This window comes from Natrinema sp. H-ect4, from assembly GCF_041894845.1.
In the GTDB taxonomy this organism is placed as follows: Archaea; Halobacteriota; Halobacteria; order Halobacteriales; family Natrialbaceae; genus Natrinema.
In genome coordinates, this window is sequence record NZ_JBHDYC010000036.1 from 1 (window position 1) to 18,108 (window position 18,108).

Genomic DNA, 18,108 nt, shown 5'->3' on the forward strand with positions numbered 1-18,108 from the left:
CATGATTTCAGTCACGTCGGAGTCACAGAGACGGGCAATCGTTCAAAACCGAGTTTCGACGCCTTGGGCTTTGGTGTCGCTTCGTCGTGACGGATCTCAATATCATCGACACGGTCGACGACTGTACGCAGTACTATCGGTCCTTCAAGACGCGCGAGCGGAGCGCCGATACAGACGTGTGTCCCGCTGCCGAACGCTAGATGGTCGGGATCTCTGTCGGGCACGAACGTATCGGGATCGTCATACTTTTGCGAGTCTCGGTTCGCCGCGCCAATCCAGAGGACGACGGATTCGCCGTCCGGGATCTCCATCCCGTGTAGTGTCACGGATTCGGTAGTCTCGCGAACCCGAGATTGCAACGGACTCCTGTACCGCAACACCTCCTCAAGCACGACCTCCATCTCGTACTGGATAGGCTGTTCGAACAGGCCGTGACGGTCGAAGAGAGAGAGGGCGTTTGAGAGAAACTCGGACATCGTTCCCTGTCCCGCCATGATGAAGTCGAAACAATTCGCGCCGATCTCCGCATCACTCAATTCGGATTCCACGACGAGACGGGAGATGAGATCGTCTTGGGGGTCCGTTTTCCGAGCATCTACCAACCGTTCGAAGTAGTCAACTGTGGCTTCCATCGCGGCCGGATTCTTGCTCTCGACAGCGCTGTACTCCGTGTTCATCACCCCCCGAAATGTCTCCAACCACGACAGCAGCTGCTTGTGGTCACGCTGTGGGATACCGACTAACTGCATAACGATCCGCAACGGGACGGGGACCGCGAAATCCGTTACGAAGTCGAACTCCGGGCCGTCCTCGAGTGCGTTGTCGAGTTGCGAGCGGGCGATATCCTCGATGGTGTGCCGAAGATCGTGTATCATATCCGGCCTGAAGTATTCGAACAGTTGATGCTTCATCTGGCTGTGGTCCGATCCGTCCGACCACACCATCGCGTTGTCGATGTACGAAAATGGGTTCGGAACCGTCATCTGGGGTCGAGAGAGTGGTTTGCGGACGAACCGCTCGTCGTCCTGTAAGGCCGATTTGACATGTTCATACGAGAATACGTCGTACACTTCCCGATCACTGTCGTAGTGGACTGGACTGGTTCGGCGCTTTCTGTTGTACCACTCGAAGGGGTCGTGTAACGCCTCCGAGGAGCATAACGGCTCCGGGTGTGATTCGGGAAACTCTCCGTTCCCGTTTGAATACGATTGTGAGGTCATATCTGCCAACAAGAATCGACCATCCTAAACTATTCCGTAATATATATGAATATCTCATTTGTGTTCTCAACATATTCGTATCTTGTACCCACAGTACTTGCTGTTCAGTGGTCGTATAAGCAATAGTATTCTCTTCTTTGTGTTTAAGGGTGGGACGGAGCCAGAAACGGGAGACTGCACGAAGAACTTCGTCCGCTTGACGCTGTCTCACGGCTTGGAAACGCGTTGCTGATATTCGTACACCATCGCACCAGTGGCTCTTCGACCTTCGTGTTGGAAGACATTGAGTATTCCACCTCATTCTTGCACAGACCCGAACCTCTTCCTTCTTTCACTACCTATTCGTAGTGTATACCGTCATGCTACCAACTCAGCCCGGTCCTCTCGGCACGACACCGGCGTTGCTCATCATCGACCCGCAGTACGACTTTCTAGACCCTAACGGAGCAGTGTATTGCCCGTGTTCGTCAGTCGATTCGACGGCACAGGTCGTCGAGAATATCCACTCGTTGGTCGCCGCCGCTCGCGGGGCAGATCTACCGGTGATCTGGACGAAAGAGTCTCACCGAGACGACCGATCGGATTACGGTGTCGAGTTGCTCTCTGTCGAGCGAGATCACACCCTCGCCGGTACCGAGGGGGAGCAGTTCCTGTCGACGTTCAACAGTGCGGATGACCTTCCCTCAGCGGAGTATCTGGTGCGAAAACGTCGCTACAATTGCTTTCACAACACTGATCTCGACCATCTCCTCTCGACGTTCGATATCGACACGCTGGTACTCGCCGGCGTCACGACCAACGTCTGCGTCCACTACACGGCTCAGGGCGCACACGAGCGCGACTACGTATTCCGTGTCGTTGAGGAGTGTACGGCCGGTACTAGCCAATCGCTCCATGACGCTGCCTTGGAGATGCTCACCTACCTACAACCGAGTGGCGTGCAGCCGCTCGAGTCAGTCACGGATGCGCTCGCGGACTACGATGGAAACGAGACTGTCAAACGCGTCAAACGGACCGGAAGCGTGGTCGATCTCGAAAAGTAAGTCTCAGTCAGTCACCCAGTCGCCCTTGTTCGGGAAGTCGAGGTACGCATCTAGTTTCTCGCGGGCGTCCTCGAGCACGGAGGAGCCGTGGAAGACGAGTCCGACATCGAACGCGTAGTCCTGCAAGCGCTCGGCGTTGCGTTCGGCCGCACGGAGGTCGTCCGAGTAGACCCCTTCGACCAGAACGAAATACCCCGCTGGAAGGCCCCGCCAGTCGGCGCCGATCAGTGCGTCGCCCATGATTGCCAGGTTGTGCTCCGGTGCGACCAACGCGTAGTTATCATCGGTGTGACCGGGAACGTGGACGGCCGTAAACGGCTCGAGCTGGTCCTCGTGGCCGTACCGCCGGTCGGGATCGTGTTCCGTTTCGAGGCAGGACTGTTCGGGGACCCACGTTGTCGGGTCGTAGCGATCGACGACCTCGTCGAATCCGCCGACGTGATCGTGATCCGCGTGCGTGAGGATGAGCCGCTCGGGAGCAACGTCACACGTGGCGATTCGATCGAGCAGCGTGTCGCTCGCCTCGGCGGGCCCGCAATCGACCAACGTTGGGATGTCCCAGTCGAACAGGTACGCCCGGTACCGTGCCGGCTCACGCGTGAGCGTGAGGTCGTAGACGCCTTCGCTTATCTCGGTGACCGGTCGGCACGTATCGGATCGGTCAGTCATCAGCAGAACTGACGTTCGACGAACCGGGTGATCGCCATTGCCCCGAGCATCTGGGTCGCATCGGTCGGGTCGAGACGGGGTGCGACCTCCATCATGTCCATCGCCTGAATGTCGGAACAGGCTCCTAACAGGTCCATCGCGGTGAGCAGTTGAGCGCTGGTGAGACCACCCGGCTCCGGCGTTCCGGTCCCCGGCGCGAACGATGGGTCTACGGCGTCGATATCGACGGTGAGGTACACTGCATCCGTGCCGTCCGTCGCATGTTCGATGGCGTCCTCGACACAGGTTCTAATCCCTTTCTCTCGAACGTCGCGAGCATAGTCGACCTGAATGCCGCGATCCGCGACGATATCAGGGAAGTCGGCCCGCTCGTAGCTACGGATCCCGATCATGGCGTGGTTTTCGTACCCCCCTTTCGGAAGGTCGTCGATGCGGGCCATTGGAGAGCCATGCCAGTGTGGTCCGTAGATCTCTTCGTCGTCCATCGTGTCCGAATGTGCGTCGAGGTGGATCAGCCCCACATCGCCGTCAATGGTGTTCGCGACGCCCGCAAAGGACGGGTATGTGATGTAGTGGTCACCGCCGAGGATAACTGGGAACGCGGTCTCGGCAACAGCCTCGACGTAGGCCGCGACGTGATCGCGGGTCTGCTCGACGTCGTTCGGGACGGTCGGCGCGTCACCGCAGTCGCGCATGGTGATGTCGTTGTGATTGACGTGGCGATCAGTGTCGACGTTGTGCGTTCCGTCGGGCTGGCCGCCGAAGTGGTTGTACCAGCTACTGGCCGACCGAAGTGCGCTCGGACCGTACCGAGTACCGGGCCGGCGCGATACCGAGCCGTCGAAGGGAACGCCAACGAACCCAACGTCGATATCGGGGGTGAGCCCCTCTGGTTCGGCCGTCTCGGCACCGAGGAAGGTGTCGATACCGGCGTAGGAGAGTTCTGGAAGTCGATTCGTCGGTTTAGTGATGTCGTTCGTCATTGGTGGATACTGTGTTAGTTGGTTGGTTGCTGTTCGATACGTCACTGTGCGAGAATCGCTCACTCAGTCCCATACCCCCCCTGTCATGCGATCGACGGCGGTCATGAGGACGAACGTCGCCACGATGAATATCAGACTCACGGCCGCGATGACCGGTGAGTAGGTGTACCGGAGACTGGTGAAAATCTGGATCGGGATCGTCTGGAACGAGAACCCGGAAATCAGCCAGCTGATGATGTACTCGTTGAGCGAGAGGATGAACGCGAAGATCGCTCCCGCAAAGACGTTCGCCCGTAGCAAGGGGAGCGTCACCGTTCGGATCACGGTGAGCGGTTGCGAACCGAGATCGCGAGCCGCTTCCTCGTAGGTCCGGTCGACATCGTTGAGGCCTTGGGAAACGAGGATGAACGGGAACGGGGCGAAAAAGATGCTGTGGGCGACCGCGAGCGTCCACAGCTGTCCGCCGACTCCAATGGCCCCGAAGAAGATGACAAACGCCACGCCGACGATCACCGGCGGTAGGAGGGTCGGTAGCACTGCTACGCCGGTAAACGCCCAATCGAATCGGTAGTCGTATCGATCAAGCGCGAACGCCGCGGTCCCACCGATCGACGTTGCACCGAGAGCTGAGATCGTAGCGATGAGCAGACTGTTCTGCATCGCCGTGAGCCACGTGAGCGAACTGAAGAATTCCCCGTACCACCGGAGTGACACTCCTTGTGGTGGGAACTCCATGAACTCGCCCGGCGTAAACGACATGACGCCGATAACGATCAGGGGAAGCAGAATGAACCCGACTACCAGCCACGTGTACGCGCCGAGTAGCGCTTTGATGATCGCGTCGCGGCTAGTCCAGCGATTTGCTGTCACGCATCGCCACCTCCGTTGCCGAGTTCGAACGTCCCGACGCCGGTGAGTCGGACGGTTACCAGGACTAGGAGGACGACGACGAGCATCAGGACGATGCTAAGTGCCGCTGCGAACGGGACGTTCGATTCGATGGTCACCTGATTGCCGATGACAACGGCCAACGTCCACTGCGGTGGGCTACCGAGAATTCGCGGAAGGACGTACACGCCCAGCGAGAGGACGAACACCAGCAACGATCCGCTGACGATGCCGCTTTTCGTCAAGGGGAGCGTCACATGACGGAACGTCGTGACCGGACCGGCGCCGAGATTCTTCGATGCTTCAAGTAACTCAGTATCGACGTTCTTGATACTCGTGTACAGTGTCAACACCATGAACGGTAAAAACACGTACACCATGCTAACGACGAGGGCCCAATAGCCCGGGACAAATGAGACGGGTTCGTCTAACAGGCCCACACCGGCGGCGGCAACGGGAATCACCCCGTCACTGCTCAGCATCACAGCCCATGCGTAGCCCCGAATGATGAACGTGAGCCATAAGCTCGAGACGATGATGGTCAGCACGGTCCGTCGAACCCGCGAGCGACGCGTTCTGGCCAATCGATACGCGAGTGGATATCCGAGTAGCAACGAAACGATAGTCGTCATCGCTGCGATTCGGAGCGTGAAGACGAGCCGATCCAAGTACAGCGGCTCCCGTCCCAACCGCAGGTAGTTTGCCAGCGTCAGCGTCCGCTCGAGGTAGCCGCCGCTAACGTTCGTATAGAAGCTGTATACGAACAACAGGCAGAAGGGGACCAGAAATAGCAACACGAGTACCGTAGCCGGGTACGAAGCGACGAGATACTTCGTCTGCGGTACCCTCCCGGTCCAACCCGTTGCTTCCGGGGTATCGGTCCCGTGAGACATCAATCAGTCACCACCAGGCAGTCCTCGGCGTCGATCCCGACGGTGACCTGACTACCGGTCGTCGGCGACGGGCCGTCCGGCGTGACTATGCCGACTGCCTCGGTTCCGGTGGGGAGCGAGATATGACACTCCACGTGGTCGCCTAAGAACCGGCTCACTTCCACGTTGCCCTCGATGACATTCGCAGCTTCGGTAGTCGTCTCTACACGGGTATGTTCGGGACGAACAACGACGCTAACCGTCTCACCGACGGTGACGCCGTCGTGTGGTGTCGCCAGGATTTCGAACGCGCCACAGTCGACGGTGATTTTCTCGGGTGACTGATCGACGACGGTCCCGTCGAAGATGTTTGCAGTTCCGACGAAATCAGCGACAAACCGCGTTTCCGGCCGATTGTATACTTCCTGAGGCGTTCCAACCTGATCGAATTGGCCGTCGTTCATCACTGCGATTCGGTCCGACATCGTCAGCGCCTCTTTCTGGTTGTGGGTTACCAACACAGTCGTGATCCCGACGCGTTCCTGGATGCGACGCAGTTCGACCTGCATGCTCTCGCGGAGTTTCTTGTCGAGACTCGCGAGTGGTTCGTCCAGTAACAACACTTCAGGCTCCGGGGCGAGCGCGCGAGCGAGGGCGACGCGCTGTTGCTGGCCGCCCGAGAGCTGTTCGGGGTCGCGGTCGGCAAACCCCGGCAACTCCACGAGCTCGAGCATTTCCTCGACGCGGTTCTTCGCGTCCGCTTCGTCCCAGCCGCCTCCGATGGTCAACCCGTACGCGATGTTCTCACCGACGGTCATGTGGGGAAACAGGGCGAAGTCCTGAAACACCATGCCGGTATTGCGCTCGTCGGGTGGGACGTCGGTCATGCCGTCACCGCCGATGCCGACCCTCCCGTGGGTGGGATGCTCGAAACCTGCAATCATCCGTAGCGTCGTCGTCTTGCCACAGCCCGATGGACCGACGATCGTCACAAACTCTCCGTCCTTGACGACCAATGACGCCCCCGTAACTGCCTCGACGCCGCCGGGATACACTTTATCGACACCTTCGAGAACGATGTCACTCATTGATTATGAGTTCGTTCCACTGTTGGTTGATGAACTGCTGGCGATCGACGTACATCTCGAAGTTCGGCGTGATGGCCGCCTCCAGTCCGGGTCCGGCGATCTTCTGGTAAGTCTCGTCGTCCAGGTTCGAGTGTTGGGCCTCTATCGTCGGGACCGTGTACAGGTTCTCGGAGACCCGGTCCTGGACCTCCGGTTTTGAAGCGTAATCGATGAACTGTGTGACCGCATCGTGGTTTTCCGAGGTCCGTGGTGACACCCAGCGTCCACTACCGAGCACGGACCCTTCGTCGACGAACGTACTCTCGACGGGAGCACCCTGATCCTGTAACACCAGCGTGATATCATTGTACAACATCCCCATCGGAACTTCGCCGTCCGCCAGTCGCGACTGGAAGTTCGCTTCGTTGGTGTACCACATGTTCGCCTGTGATTTCACTTCTTGGAGCTTTCCGAAGACCTCGCGAATTCCATCTTCAGTTTGGAGCGACTCGGCGCCGTCGAAGTGGACGTGTGCCGTGATATCGAGCATGTATCCGGTGACGGCCGGCGTCATCATCGCCATCTGGTCCTCGTACGAAGAATCCCAAAGTGCCTCCCAAGAACTCGGTGAAGCGTCGGTTGCCTCGGAGTTGTGGACGAGATTGATGAGCCAGCCCTGAGAGCCGACTCCGACGAGATTGTCCTCGTCGTCGTACTCGTTGAGATCGTCGGAGATGTACTCGAGGTTCTCGAAGGACGACTCGTCGAACGTCGCCCAGAGATCCGAGTTGAGTCCTCGCAAGACTCCGGGCACGGTCATAATCAGCAGGTCCACCGGCGCATTACCGTTCTCGACTGCGCTCCTGATCCGTGGGAGCACTTCGGACGTCCCTCCTTGGGCTTGTGATTGTACCGTGATATCAGTCTCTTCTTCGAACGGACCGAACAACTGCTCGTCGAGTATTTCCTTGAACGCGCCGCCGAAACTCGAGACTGTCAGGGTCGTCCCGTCCGAACCGGCGAACATCGAGACACATCCGCTCAGACCGGTGAGCCCTGCCGCACCAGCAGTGCCTGCGTATTTAACAAAATCTCTCCTCCGCTTCGATATTGACTCATCTTTTTCTCGCATCATTGTGTAGTGCGCAAGCTTTGTTGCGACATAATCAGACAAACAGAAGATATTGAAAAGACTTCTCCATATATGCGGGTGATATCTCTTATCGGTTCCAGTAGGTAGGTGTCGTCGGAGGGAACATGTGTACCTAATATACACCCATACGAATACTAGGTACGCTCGTATCAACGGATTCCTCTATTACTCCCCTACTGGCCTAGGGGAAGGTTCAAGCGGACGTTCTCGAGATGAAGCTGATACGTACCATGTTACCAATGACCAACTCACCGGTCGGTGGAACTCCGGCACTGATCGTAATCGATGCCCAACAGGGAAGTTCCGATCGATCGGACCAGATGCACTCCGGATCGGGTTCCGTCCCAGGCGGACGCGAGGCAATCCTCGAACGAATCAACGAGGTCGTTTCACACGCCCGAGCTGCCGACGTCCCGATCGTCTGGGGGAAAGAACTCCACCGGCCCGACTTCGCCGACTACGGGGCGGAGTTCGAGTCCAGTGAACCCGAACACGGACTGTATGGGACCGCTGCAGAACATCTAGACGACCGACTGGCAGTAGACGAGGACGATATGGAACCCGCCGAGTACGTCATCGCCAAACGACGGTACAATTTCTTTCACCGGACGGACCTCGAGCATCTACTCGCAACGTACAACGTCGACACCGTCGTACTCGTCGGGTTCATGACGAATATCTGCGTCCACTACACGGCTCACGGCGCACACGAGCGCGACTACGCCTTCCGCGTCGTCGAAGAAGGAACGGGGGCACCGAGCGACGAACGCCACGAACTCGGCCTCCGATGTATCCGGTACCTCCAGCCGCGGGGGGTCCGTTCGCTCGAGGCCGTCACAGAATCGTTCGACGCATACGAGGGGAACTCGGTGGTCCAACGGGTCAAAGAGACGGGACGGGTGTACCCGGACACCGGACCGGTCACCCCGGGGAGTGAGACGTGACATCGACGCTCTCAGACATCGCTGCGGAGTGGGGGATCGACCTCACTGCCGCGGAACGGGAGGACTATCGGACGCTAGTCGAGGAAATGGAGTCGGCGTTGTCGGCCGTCGAGTCGATGTCGCCGCCGCGTTTCGAAACGCTTCACGGATCGCCTGACCGGCACGGCGGCCGTGACGGAGCCACGCAACCGGGAGCCGACCGCGACCCGTACAACGCCTGGCTACGTCGGTGCCGAATCGACGGTACGTCTGGAGGGCCACTCGACGGGTATACGCTCGGCATCAAGGACAACATTGCCGTTGCGGATATCCCGTGTACCTCCGGATCACGGGCATTAGAACGGTTCGAACCGGAGATCGACGCGACAGTCGTCGGCCGCCTCCTCGATGCAGGGGCGACGGTACTCGGCAAGACCAACATGGACGCGTTCGCGATGGGTGACGCAGGCGAACTCCAAGACTACGGTCCGACGGTGAATCCCTCCAATGACGATATGCTCGCGGGAGGGTCGAGCAGCGGTTCCGCCGCCGCTGTCGCGGCCGGTGACTGTGACGCCGCTATCGGGACTGACCAAGCGGGATCGGTCCGTACTCCGGCCGCTTGGTGTGGCGTCGTCGGCTGCAAACCCACCTATGGACTGGTCCCGTACACCGGAATCTTCGGGATGGATTTTGGTTTCGATCACGTCGGCGTTATCTCGCAAACGGTCCGGGATGCTGGGCGGGTTCTCAACGTAATCGCGGGCGAGGATCGACAAAACGGCTGTCGGCTCGATCCACGCCAACCGAGGAGTGTCACGCCAGACAACTACGTTGCGGCATCAAATCGCGACGTGACGGAGAAGACTGTTGGCGTCTTGAAAGAGGGGTTCGACTGGCCCCAATCGGAGCCTCCAGTCGACGAAACGATCCGGAAGGCGATCGATCGGCTCGAAAAGTCTGGCGTCGAAGTCGTCTCTGTCTCCGTTCCTGATCATCGACTCGCACCGTCGCTCGTAGGCGTTACGGCTGCGATCGGGGCAGCTATCACCTACCGGCAGGGAGGTGTCGGAACGACAACGCCCGGGTGGCACTGGACGGATGGCCGTGTGGCCTTCGAAGGGGCTCTCGACGACTTCCCTGGAGCGCTCTCACCCGCAGTCGTCGCGTCGCTACTTTTCGCCCGTCAGTGCTGGAAGACAACGGGGTGGAGCGGGTATGCCCGCGCCAAGAACCGCGTACTCGCACTCAGCCGGGAGTACGACGAGAAACTCACCCGATGCGACGCTCTCGTCCTTCCAACATCGCCAACGACGGCAGTCGAACACGATTCTGACGCCGACCGCGTCAAGCGGGTCGAACGACTATCAACGATCCCTGTCAACACCGGTGTATTTAACCAGACCGGCCATCCTGCCATGTCGGTGCCGTGTGGAGTGGTCGACGGATTGCCAGTCGGTCTCCAACTCGTCGGCCGCCGATTCGACGAGTCGACCCTGTTCCAACTCGCCGCTGCAGTCGAAGCCGATTTCGACGGAGCTGCTGCGCTCTAAAAAGTAGACGTTCAGTCGTCCGCTTGCGTCTCAACCTCCTTGCTCGGGCCCAGCGGTTCCTTCGGTTTTATCGGTGATCCTTCCTCTAGCCCCTTCTCTGCGAGAGCCATGCTCCCCATCACTTCGATGATGAGACGGTTAGCGAAGCCACTGGTGATTCCACCATTGTAGGAGTTCGAATCACTCACGTCGTACGCCGGCGAAACCTCGACCACGTCGAAGCCGAATTCGGACGGCTCGAGCGCCTTTACGACTTCACGAACCATGTAAATGGCTTCGCGGGGGATGAGCCCGCCCGGTTCAGGCTCGCCGGTGCCCGGTGCGTAGGCTGGTTCCATCACATCAACGTCGAAAGAAACCCACACTGCGTCGGTTCCATCCGTGGCACGCTGGACCGCATCGGCCACGATCTCATCGAGGTTCATCTGCCCGACTTCCATCGCGGTGTACCACTTCATGTCCGCCTCGCGCATATCCTCGTACGTGTCGGGACCGGGCCAGAAGCCACGCGGACCGATGAGTGTATAGTTCTCGCCGGCCATTAGCTCGTCGTCGAAGACGCGTTTGACCCACGCGCCGTGGTCGTACTTGAAGCCGGTTAGCCCGTCATCGCCGGTATCGGCGTGACAGTCGAAGTGAATGAGGCCGATGTCTTCGTAGCCGTTGGCTTCCGCCCAGCCCTTGATATCGGGGTAAGAGATGGAGTGGTCACCGCCGATGACGATCGGCGTGGCCTGTTCGCTCACTTCCGCGACGGCGTCCTCGATGTTCAGTTGACTCTGTCGTGTATCGCCGGGAGAGACCGGAGCGTCGCCGGTATCTGCGACCTTGAACGTATCGAACGGATCGATGCCGGTCTCGATATTGAAATGCTCGTACGGCGGTGATGGGACTGTCGAGGCCGCGCGAACAGCACGCGGGCCGTAGCGAGTTCCGGGACGAATCGTCGTGGCCGTATCGAGGGGGGCACCGATGATACCGATGTCGACGTCCTCTTCCGCTAGCTGGTCCCGTTCGACCTCGGGGAGCTTGAGGAACGTCGGGATGCCGCTGAAGATGGGTTCGTTTGCTTCCTTGTACTCGTCGCCGTAGATATCTTCGCCAGATCGTTCGTCAGTCATGTGTTAGTTTGTCTTCTTCCAGCGCAATTTAGAGTGTATTCGTACTCTTCCTTGCCCATCAAGTACCAACATCAGATTGTACTAAAGACTTTCTTGAGATATGTTCCAACTATTCGCATGAGTGTGTGCACGCTCGAACAATTCGAGTGTCATAATACACCTTAAGGCCCGAACTCGGGTACGAGCGCAACATATAGCAAAGCGCACTGTGAACTACCCCACCCTACCGCTCGCCTGACGGCTCGCGCTTGAGGGTAGCGTGAGACCAAAGGTCTCACGGACCATGCGAACGGGCGCGAAGCGCCCGTGAGCAGATGGGGCTTCCTGCTTCAACGACGCGCTTTGCAGGAACCGAAGTGGTTCCCGTAGGGAGCGCAGTCTCCACAGGCGTTGATTCGGAGCATCCCGCTCCTAACTGCTTGATACCGCGAGAAAGAATGTTCCACGCTGCGTTCCAGTCCCTGTCAGCGGTGAAGCCACAGGAGGGACAGGAGTGTTCTCGGACCCACAACGGTTTGTCGGTCGAGACACCGCACGCTGCACACTCTTTGGTCGTTCCGGCCGGATCGACAGCCACGAGGTGCGTGCCTTCGCGTTCGCACTTGTACTCGAGCATTCGAAGGAACGTTCCCCACGCTGCTCCGGCGCGGTTCCGAGAATTGCCGTCGAGTTCGACAAGACCTTTCGCGTCAAGGTTTTCGACCGCGACGAGATCGTACTCTCGAGCGTAGTAGTTCGAGAGTTTGTGAAGGAAGTCGCGGCGCTTGTTCTTCAGGTCGGCGTGACACCCGGCCACTCGACGGCGTTGCTTCTCGTAGTTGTTCGATCCGTGTTGCTTCCGCGAGAGTTTCCGTTGCTCACGCTCGAGTCGGTCGCGTTCGTCCGAGAGATCGGCTGATTCGATCGCGTGGCCGTCGGTGTCGTGGGCGTACTTCAGGATACCTACGTCAATGCCGACGACGTTCTTCGGCCGGTCGGGCTTTTGCGGTGGCTCTCGGTCGACTTCGACACCGAACGTGGCGAACCACTCGCCCGTCGGTTCCTTCTTGAGTGTGACCTGCTTGAGTGCGGCGTCGTCGGGGATCTCCCGGTGGACTCGGATCGGAATGTCCGCGAGTTTCGAGAGTGACAGCACAGTCTGACCGCCCTTCTTGTCGAGCTTGAAGCCAGACTGATTGTATATGAAACTGCGGAACTCGCGCGGCGGCTTCCACTTGAGTTGGCCGACGCCGTAGCCGTTCTGCTTGAGCGCAGAAAGACTACTGAGGTTGTCGAACAGCCGTTCGACGACGGTCTGGAGAACCTTTGAGTACACGTCCGAGAGACCATCCCACCACTGCTTGAGATCGGGAAGCTCCGACCGAAGCGTGGTCATGGACGGCAGTTCACCGTGGTTCTCTCGGTATTCGTTGAGGCGGTAGCGAGTGTGATTGTACAGTTGCCTACAGATATCACGGTGGCGGTCCAACTCCTCGCGTTGGGCATCGGACGGCTCGAGGCGATACTTGTAGGCATAGTACATCAGTTCTCGCGTTCCTCGATGAGTTCGTCGAGTTTCTCTTGGACGAACGACGAGAGGTTGAGGTGCTGCTCCTCGATCCACTCGTCTTGGTCCTCCCGAATGGTGATAGTCTTCCGTTTCACCGTATGCACACAATGCACGCTATACGTAAAGAATTACCGATTACGTGGGCCTGTGAGCCTGCTGTAGAACAGTCCAAGAAACACGAGCGGCGCTGTATCCCCTCCCTGCTCGCGCCTTCGGCGCTCGCTGAGGAAGGGGGCTTAGCGCCTCAATTCAGCTAAACGCTCGTCTCTCGAGGAGCGATCCGGGTCGGCGGTGAGCGAGTCCGGGCTGTTCCCCCAACGTGAGGAATCCTCGCGCTCTAGCGGTGGCGGTGAGGGTATCAAGCCTGCCCTGATGGACCGACCGAGGGCGGGGAGGAGGCCGGCTATAGTAGCCACTGAAAGTCAATGGACACCTGATCGCACGACTGCGTTGCGATCAGTGTGTAGATCGTTTCAGTGGCTACTATAGTTCACCGCGGTGAAGATATCAAGCCGAGTCCTGTCTGACGACGTCTGGACTCTCCCTGAACGCGAGATGAGTCGCCACATCCAGCGTGTCCCCAGCGTGACGTGCGCTCCGTTCGAGGAGGAAGTGAACCCGGTTGAGAGCGAGTAGCGGTTCGGGACGTTCTTTTTCGAGCCGGTCGATGGCCGCTGTCGAGTGATCCTCGACACGTTGGAGACTCGTGCGGGCGTCGGTCACCAACTCGTAGTCCGGATCGATAACGGCTTTCCGAACCTTCTCAGCAGCTGTATCGAGTGCGTCGTGGACTGATCGGACATCGTCTGCGACCGGGTCGTCGAGCGGCTCAGTCACTCGCTCGGTGGCGATTGTCGCAATATCATCGGCGATTCCGGCCATCAGCGACACGTCCTGAGCGGCGGAGCGGTAGCCGATGAGCGGGAATCCCGTTCCGATACCCACCGCTTGGTTGAGCCGCGGATTTCGGTACGTGGTGAAGACGAGTCTGAGAAAGAGAGAGAAGAGTTTCTCGAGTTGCGAGCCCCGATTACGTGCTCGCCGGGCTGCGTCGGCGTCACCGTCTAACAGGGCCGAGACGGCACTCGACCGAATCGTCGCCTCCGTGCGCCCTAATCGGCCGAGCAGTGTCGGGAGATCGAAGTCGTCGGGATCCACCGAGCAGCGGACGGTGATATGGTTCGTCGTCTCCTCGACGATGCCGAGTCCCATCAACCGGCGTTCGGCCTCGAGGACTGCGTCGTAGTTTTGCGGGTCTAGCGCCTCCGCCGCCTCGATGCGGATGAGGCCGCGGCCGAGAACGTACTGCGTGATGACGGCTCGGGAGAGCGCGTCCGTACTCATTGCATCGGCGTTGATCGTCGTTTCGACATCCTCGACCGCGGGTTGATCCGGTGTGACGAGAAGCGAGTTGCCGTTCTCGTCACGTTGCACGATCAGTTCGTCACCCTTCGTGAGATCGTGGTACTGCGCCCATTCAGCGGGTACCGATACTGCGAGCGTCGAGGAGCCCAACTGCTGGGCCTTCCGGCGAATGCGCAAATCGCTCCCCTTCATCCACGCCACCTTAAAATACTACTAACTCGAACCATTGGGGCAGATACTACAATGTTACTCATGCATATATATCTATAGGTGCCATACTGTAGCCGTATATGCTATTAAAGTGAACGCACACCGTTATTCATCCTCGTTCTCCCCGGCTGCGACGATGGTTCGGCGCCCCTCTCGATTGAGGGTGCGCGCTTCGTGAGTCTCCTTCGTTGCGTAGGCGACCGTTACGAAGGTGACGAGGCTCACTCCCGCCGCAATGAACGTCGGCAAGCCGTCGAAGGCGGCCGTAAAGACGTCGTTCGGGATGTAGAGCAGGGTATTCTCGTAGGCGTACGTCGTCGGTAGGAGGACGAAGAAGAACAAGCGCGTCCCCGATCCGGCGAGCATGGAGGTAAGCGCCGCGGGCGTGTTCGCCATGTCTGACCAGTAGAGTCCCATCACGAGCGGAACGAACGCGCCGGCGAGCATGATGTCGAACGCCAGAACGAGCAACATCCCGGTGGCAGAGACCTGAATCGCGAAGAAGATACCGAGCAGCGTGATCGGAATCGCCATCAGACGGGTAACGGTGAGCAGTTCATCGCTTTTACTCCCGAGGACTCCCTCGTCAACGCCGCCGTCCGCCGCCGCTGCGGGCGTGCTCTCGTCGACGCGAATACCGCCGATGTTTCGTGCGATGACCGATGAGGTCCCCAATATTGCACCGTCGCTCGTCGAGAACGACGCGGCGACGATGCCCGCGATGACGATCGCCGCGAGCCACGGCGGGACCGCGTTCTGTAACAGCACGTACAACACCGCTTGATTACCGGCTTCGACGCCCAGAGAGGCCAGAATCGAGTTAGCCGAGAGCGCCACGATCGAAAACGGCACCCCGATTATCAGCGTGCCGGCACCGCCGATGAAGCAGGCCTTCTGTGCGGTTTCGGGACTATCGGCCGCGAAGACGCGTTCCATGAAATCGATAGCCACGATGTCGCCTAGACCGAGCGCGACGATCGTGGCGAGATTGATGTACGCCCCCTGACTCGGATCGGTGAGCTGTCCCAGGTTCGAGGGCCCCATCCCGGTGGGGATCGTGATCCCGTACTGCGTTGCGACGAAGACGATGAGTGCGATCGAACCGACGAACGCAATGCCGGCCTGGAGCACGTCGGTGTACGCGACGGCGAACAGGCCGCCAGCGAGGGTGTACGAGAGAACGAGTCCGGCGATGATGAAGACGCCGAGTTCGAAGCTCGTTCCGACGAAGATCTGGAAGAGGTAGCCGCCGGCGACGAGGTTCCCCGCCAACAGGAACGCGTAGGCGATCGACATGATGAAACTCGCGACGATCTCCGTTGTGCGACCGTACTTCCGGCGGAAAAAGTCCGGAAGCGTCGTGAGGTTCATTCGGTTCATCGGCTTGGCGAAGAACAGGCCAGTGAGGAAGAGACAAAGCGCCAAGCCGATGGGCAACGCTGCGCCGGCCCAGAAGCCGGCGGCCGAAGCGAGGTCGGTGTTCCCGAGGGTGGCGTTCGAATCCAGCGACTGGGCCATCAACGTCGCCGCAGCCAGCGGAAGGATCAGTCCTCGACCCGCGACGATGTAGTTGACGCTGTCGCCTTTGACCTTCCGGGACACGTAGAAGCCGATAGCCAGCATTGCGACGATGACGGCCGCGATCACGTAGGTGATGACACTCACTGTCCGCTCCCCCGCTCCCTCGCCAGATTTGATGAGTGTTCGTCTACTTTTTCTCGACTACTGCGTTCTTCCGTGAGCATATTATCGACATATCTTGAGATATATTCACCGATGAAAAGGTTTGGCCTGTATTTGTATATTTAATTGTGTAGCGAGGGTACACGCATGAACTACCCATGCCTGTTGGTGAACGGTTATACAATATATATCCGTAATCGGATACCGGAACTGTGTGGATTACGTCGGGTTCGTGGCGACTTCGACGAGGAGTTCTCGCCAACGGAGCAACCCGCGCTTGAACGTTCGGTAGCTGAGCGCCGTTCCGTGGGGGGCGAAGATCACGAGAGCAAACGGCTCGGGAATCGATCGTTCGTCGACCGTGGAGAGGCCAGAGGGTGATCGTGCGCTCGTGTGAGAGTGGTAAAACACTCGCGGTGGCGGCGGAACACGCCCGTCGACGACCGTCTCGAAGCGGGTCTCCGGCGTCGACGACCCGTTTGGAACCGGGACGTGACGCGTCGCGTGCAACCGGTTACTGCGTCGCTCACACGCGAGGAAGCCGCCCGCCTCGTGTGGGTGTTCCTCGGCGACGTGACTCTCGATAGAGCGACGTATACTCGACGAGATGACGATCCCTCGTACGGCCCACGGGAACACGGTATGAACTATCCGCGACTGCGGTACAGTCCTTTCGAAAGGCCAGTCAGTTCGGTCGAGCACGTCAATCGAAGCGGTCTCGCAGCTGGGCGACGTAGGGGCCGGTTCCCCGGCTTCGGTGTGGACTACTCGTTGCTAACAGCGCTCGGGCCTCCTCGTGGGTCGTCTGACCGTTCCGAGCGTCGCCACAGATGAGCCGTGGTGTGAGGACGATCCACAGCACCTGCAACACCGCGTGGATCAACGCGAAATTCGTCCCGTCGAACTCGTCGGTCGGAAGCCGTCGATGGCGAGGGCGTTTGCGAGGACGAGCCCGTCGTCGAGGCCGAGCGTCGGGAGACTACAGCGGGCGCAGATCTAAATCGGTCCCTCGAGATGACTATGTTCGACGCGAAACCACCTGAGCCGGGCGGGACCGAAGGTCCTGCTGGAATGAAACGCCGGCCACGCTGCGAGCGTGTCGACAACGAGTCCGCAGCCGTCGTAGGAGTATGGTCGCGCTCGTCGGGATCCAGCCGGTGATAACACAGTCGACACAGATCGAGTGGATGACTCGTTCGCCCTGCCCTCGGGTATCACTCACTCCGTTTCTCTCACGGTAATCACAGAAACGGGTGCCGACCGAAAAGCCTTCTCAGCTACACTGTCAAGCGTGATTCGCTCAGTACCTTGGCTTCCCGCCTCCCAGTACGACAGCGTCGATACCGTTTGGCCCGACACAACCTAAGATTATTTCGACAGGCGACCCCTGCTCAAGACGCCGGACAGCGGCCGTGGTTCTTCACTCCGTCAAGACGGGCCGCAGTTACAGTCCGAATTCGTTCAGAGGCCAAGATAGCCTGCGTTGGGGAGCAACCCGAGCAGATAGAGGACGCCAAGAACGAACATGAACGCCGCGATCGCCATCGCCGGCGGGTCGACGTGCGTTCCGGAATGCGAGTAGAACACTCGCTGGCTCAGTTCGCCGAGCAGTCCGCTGATCGCGCCGAACGCGCCAGCGACGAGCAGCACGATCGGATCGCTCCCGACGGCCGACGCTGCGATCACCGCACCCGTCGAGCCCAACAGCGTGATGTGGTGGGTGACGGGAATCTTCTCGACGCCGAGGTTGAGAAACAGCAGGCTCATCGCGGAAATCGCATAGCCCATGAAGATGCTCCCGGTCTCGAG

At 59.3% G+C, this 18,108-nt stretch carries 16 protein-coding genes and 3 pseudogenes; 3 read left to right on the top strand and 16 right to left on the bottom strand.

All coding sequences use genetic code 11. From position 1 onward, the window contains the following. Positions 1–11: 11 nt before the first annotated feature. The gene (locus ACEWFR_RS23290; protein ID WP_374063280.1) at positions 12–875 is read right to left on the bottom strand and encodes a cytochrome P450; all 864 of its coding nucleotides are present in this window, start codon (positions 873–875) and stop codon (positions 12–14) included. A 704-nt stretch (positions 876–1,579) separates the two neighbouring features. On the opposite strand from ACEWFR_RS23290, the gene ACEWFR_RS23295 reads away from it, so the two are divergent. After that, positions 1,580–2,263, top strand: a complete 684-nt coding sequence (locus tag ACEWFR_RS23295; protein WP_374063281.1) for a cysteine hydrolase family protein — start codon at positions 1,580–1,582, stop codon at positions 2,261–2,263. Between the two features lie 3 nt (positions 2,264–2,266). On the opposite strand, the gene ACEWFR_RS23300 is transcribed toward ACEWFR_RS23295, so the two are convergent. The 6 genes from ACEWFR_RS23300 to ACEWFR_RS23325 all read right to left on the bottom strand — a co-directional run bounded on the left by ACEWFR_RS23300 (position 2,267) and on the right by ACEWFR_RS23325 (position 7,877). Continuing rightward, the gene (locus tag ACEWFR_RS23300) at positions 2,267–2,932 is read right to left on the bottom strand and encodes an MBL fold metallo-hydrolase (protein ID WP_374063282.1); all 666 of its coding nucleotides are present in this window, start codon (positions 2,930–2,932) and stop codon (positions 2,267–2,269) included. Next, positions 2,932–3,915, bottom strand: a complete 984-nt coding sequence (locus tag ACEWFR_RS23305; protein ID WP_374063283.1) for an agmatinase family protein — start codon at positions 3,913–3,915, stop codon at positions 2,932–2,934. Before ACEWFR_RS23305 ends, ACEWFR_RS23300 begins: the two co-directional genes overlap by 1 nt. A gap of 63 nt (positions 3,916–3,978) precedes the next feature. Further along, positions 3,979–4,785 carry an ABC transporter permease gene (locus ACEWFR_RS23310; protein ID WP_374063284.1) on the bottom strand — a complete coding sequence of 269 codons (807 nt, stop codon included), beginning with the start codon at positions 4,783–4,785 and terminating at the stop codon, positions 3,979–3,981. Then, positions 4,782–5,696 (bottom strand): ABC transporter permease, encoded by a 915-nt coding sequence (locus ACEWFR_RS23315; RefSeq protein WP_098725987.1) that lies wholly within the window; start codon positions 5,694–5,696, stop codon positions 4,782–4,784. The genes ACEWFR_RS23310 and ACEWFR_RS23315 overlap by 4 nt, the downstream gene beginning before the upstream one ends. Next, on the bottom strand, positions 5,696–6,763 hold the full coding sequence (locus tag ACEWFR_RS23320; RefSeq protein ID WP_374063285.1) for an ABC transporter ATP-binding protein: 1,068 nt from the start codon (positions 6,761–6,763) through the stop codon (positions 5,696–5,698). Before ACEWFR_RS23320 ends, ACEWFR_RS23315 begins: the two co-directional genes overlap by 1 nt. Further along, a complete protein-coding gene (locus ACEWFR_RS23325; RefSeq protein ID WP_374063291.1) occupies positions 6,756–7,877 on the bottom strand; it encodes a PotD/PotF family extracellular solute-binding protein in 1,122 nt (373 codons plus the stop codon). Before ACEWFR_RS23325 ends, ACEWFR_RS23320 begins: the two co-directional genes overlap by 8 nt. 257 nt (positions 7,878–8,134) lie before the next feature. Here ACEWFR_RS23325 and ACEWFR_RS23330 point away from each other — a divergent pair, with 257 nt between their 5' ends. Together ACEWFR_RS23330 and ACEWFR_RS23335 are read left to right on the top strand one after the other, a co-directional pair. Then, complete coding sequence (locus tag ACEWFR_RS23330; RefSeq protein WP_374063286.1) at positions 8,135–8,839, top strand: cysteine hydrolase family protein; 705 nt, start codon at positions 8,135–8,137, stop codon at positions 8,837–8,839. Then, positions 8,836–10,371 (top strand): amidase family protein, encoded by a 1,536-nt coding sequence (locus tag ACEWFR_RS23335; protein WP_374063287.1) that lies wholly within the window; start codon positions 8,836–8,838, stop codon positions 10,369–10,371. The genes ACEWFR_RS23330 and ACEWFR_RS23335 overlap by 4 nt, the downstream gene beginning before the upstream one ends. Positions 10,372–10,382: 11 nt before the next feature. On the opposite strand, the gene ACEWFR_RS23340 is transcribed toward ACEWFR_RS23335, so the two are convergent. The 9 genes and pseudogenes from ACEWFR_RS23340 to ACEWFR_RS23380 form a co-directional block, all read right to left on the bottom strand. Then, positions 10,383–11,492, bottom strand: a complete 1,110-nt coding sequence (locus ACEWFR_RS23340; protein WP_098725992.1) for an agmatinase family protein — start codon at positions 11,490–11,492, stop codon at positions 10,383–10,385. A 274-nt stretch (positions 11,493–11,766) separates the two neighbouring features. Continuing rightward, positions 11,767–13,014: an RNA-guided endonuclease InsQ/TnpB family protein gene (locus ACEWFR_RS23345; protein ID WP_374063288.1), complete on the bottom strand. Its 1,248-nt coding sequence runs from the start codon at positions 13,012–13,014 to the stop codon at positions 11,767–11,769. After that, positions 13,014–13,136, bottom strand: coding sequence for a hypothetical protein (locus ACEWFR_RS23350; protein ID WP_255681021.1), 123 nt, complete (start codon positions 13,134–13,136; stop codon positions 13,014–13,016). The genes ACEWFR_RS23345 and ACEWFR_RS23350 overlap by 1 nt, the downstream gene beginning before the upstream one ends. Positions 13,137–13,548: 412 nt before the next feature. Continuing rightward, positions 13,549–14,598, bottom strand: coding sequence for an AbrB/MazE/SpoVT family DNA-binding domain-containing protein (locus tag ACEWFR_RS23355; RefSeq protein ID WP_374063289.1), 1,050 nt, complete (start codon positions 14,596–14,598; stop codon positions 13,549–13,551). A gap of 123 nt (positions 14,599–14,721) precedes the next feature. Then, positions 14,722–16,281, bottom strand: a complete 1,560-nt coding sequence (locus tag ACEWFR_RS23360) for a sodium:solute symporter family protein (RefSeq protein WP_374063290.1) — start codon at positions 16,279–16,281, stop codon at positions 14,722–14,724. A gap of 237 nt (positions 16,282–16,518) precedes the next feature. Beyond that, entirely contained in the window at positions 16,519–16,938 is a 420-nt protein-coding gene (locus ACEWFR_RS23365; RefSeq protein WP_218011958.1) for a hypothetical protein, read from the bottom strand. Positions 16,939–17,002: 64 nt separating this feature from the next. Then, positions 17,003–17,274: pseudogene (locus tag ACEWFR_RS23370) on the bottom strand (hypothetical protein); the annotation flags it as partial. Between the two features lie 24 nt (positions 17,275–17,298). Beyond that, positions 17,299–17,521, bottom strand: a pseudogene (locus ACEWFR_RS23375) (hypothetical protein); the annotation flags it as partial. 239 nt (positions 17,522–17,760) lie between these two features. Next, positions 17,761–18,108, bottom strand: a pseudogene (locus ACEWFR_RS23380) (hypothetical protein); the annotation flags it as partial.

What these genes read in the sequence shown, in the direction of transcription:
- ACEWFR_RS23290 (WP_374063280.1), bottom strand. Translation starts at nt 875, where the DNA reads ATGATACACGATCTTCGGCACACCATCGAGGATATCGCCCGCTCGCAA.
- ACEWFR_RS23295 (WP_374063281.1), top strand. Translation starts at nt 1,580, where the DNA reads ATGCTACCAACTCAGCCCGGTCCTCTCGGCACGACACCGGCGTTGCTC.
- ACEWFR_RS23300 (WP_374063282.1), bottom strand. Translation starts at nt 2,932, where the DNA reads ATGACTGACCGATCCGATACGTGCCGACCGGTCACCGAGATAAGCGAA.
- ACEWFR_RS23305 (WP_374063283.1), bottom strand. Translation starts at nt 3,915, where the DNA reads ATGACGAACGACATCACTAAACCGACGAATCGACTTCCAGAACTCTCC.
- ACEWFR_RS23315 (WP_098725987.1), bottom strand. Translation starts at nt 5,696, where the DNA reads ATGTCTCACGGGACCGATACCCCGGAAGCAACGGGTTGGACCGGGAGG.
- ACEWFR_RS23320 (WP_374063285.1), bottom strand. Translation starts at nt 6,763, where the DNA reads ATGAGTGACATCGTTCTCGAAGGTGTCGATAAAGTGTATCCCGGCGGC.
- ACEWFR_RS23325 (WP_374063291.1), bottom strand. Translation starts at nt 7,877, where the DNA reads ATGATGCGAGAAAAAGATGAGTCAATATCGAAGCGGAGGAGAGATTTT.
- ACEWFR_RS23330 (WP_374063286.1), top strand. Translation starts at nt 8,135, where the DNA reads ATGACCAACTCACCGGTCGGTGGAACTCCGGCACTGATCGTAATCGAT.
- ACEWFR_RS23340 (WP_098725992.1), bottom strand. Translation starts at nt 11,492, where the DNA reads ATGACTGACGAACGATCTGGCGAAGATATCTACGGCGACGAGTACAAG.
- ACEWFR_RS23345 (WP_374063288.1), bottom strand. Translation starts at nt 13,014, where the DNA reads ATGTACTATGCCTACAAGTATCGCCTCGAGCCGTCCGATGCCCAACGC.
- ACEWFR_RS23355 (WP_374063289.1), bottom strand. Translation starts at nt 14,598, where the DNA reads ATGAAGGGGAGCGATTTGCGCATTCGCCGGAAGGCCCAGCAGTTGGGC.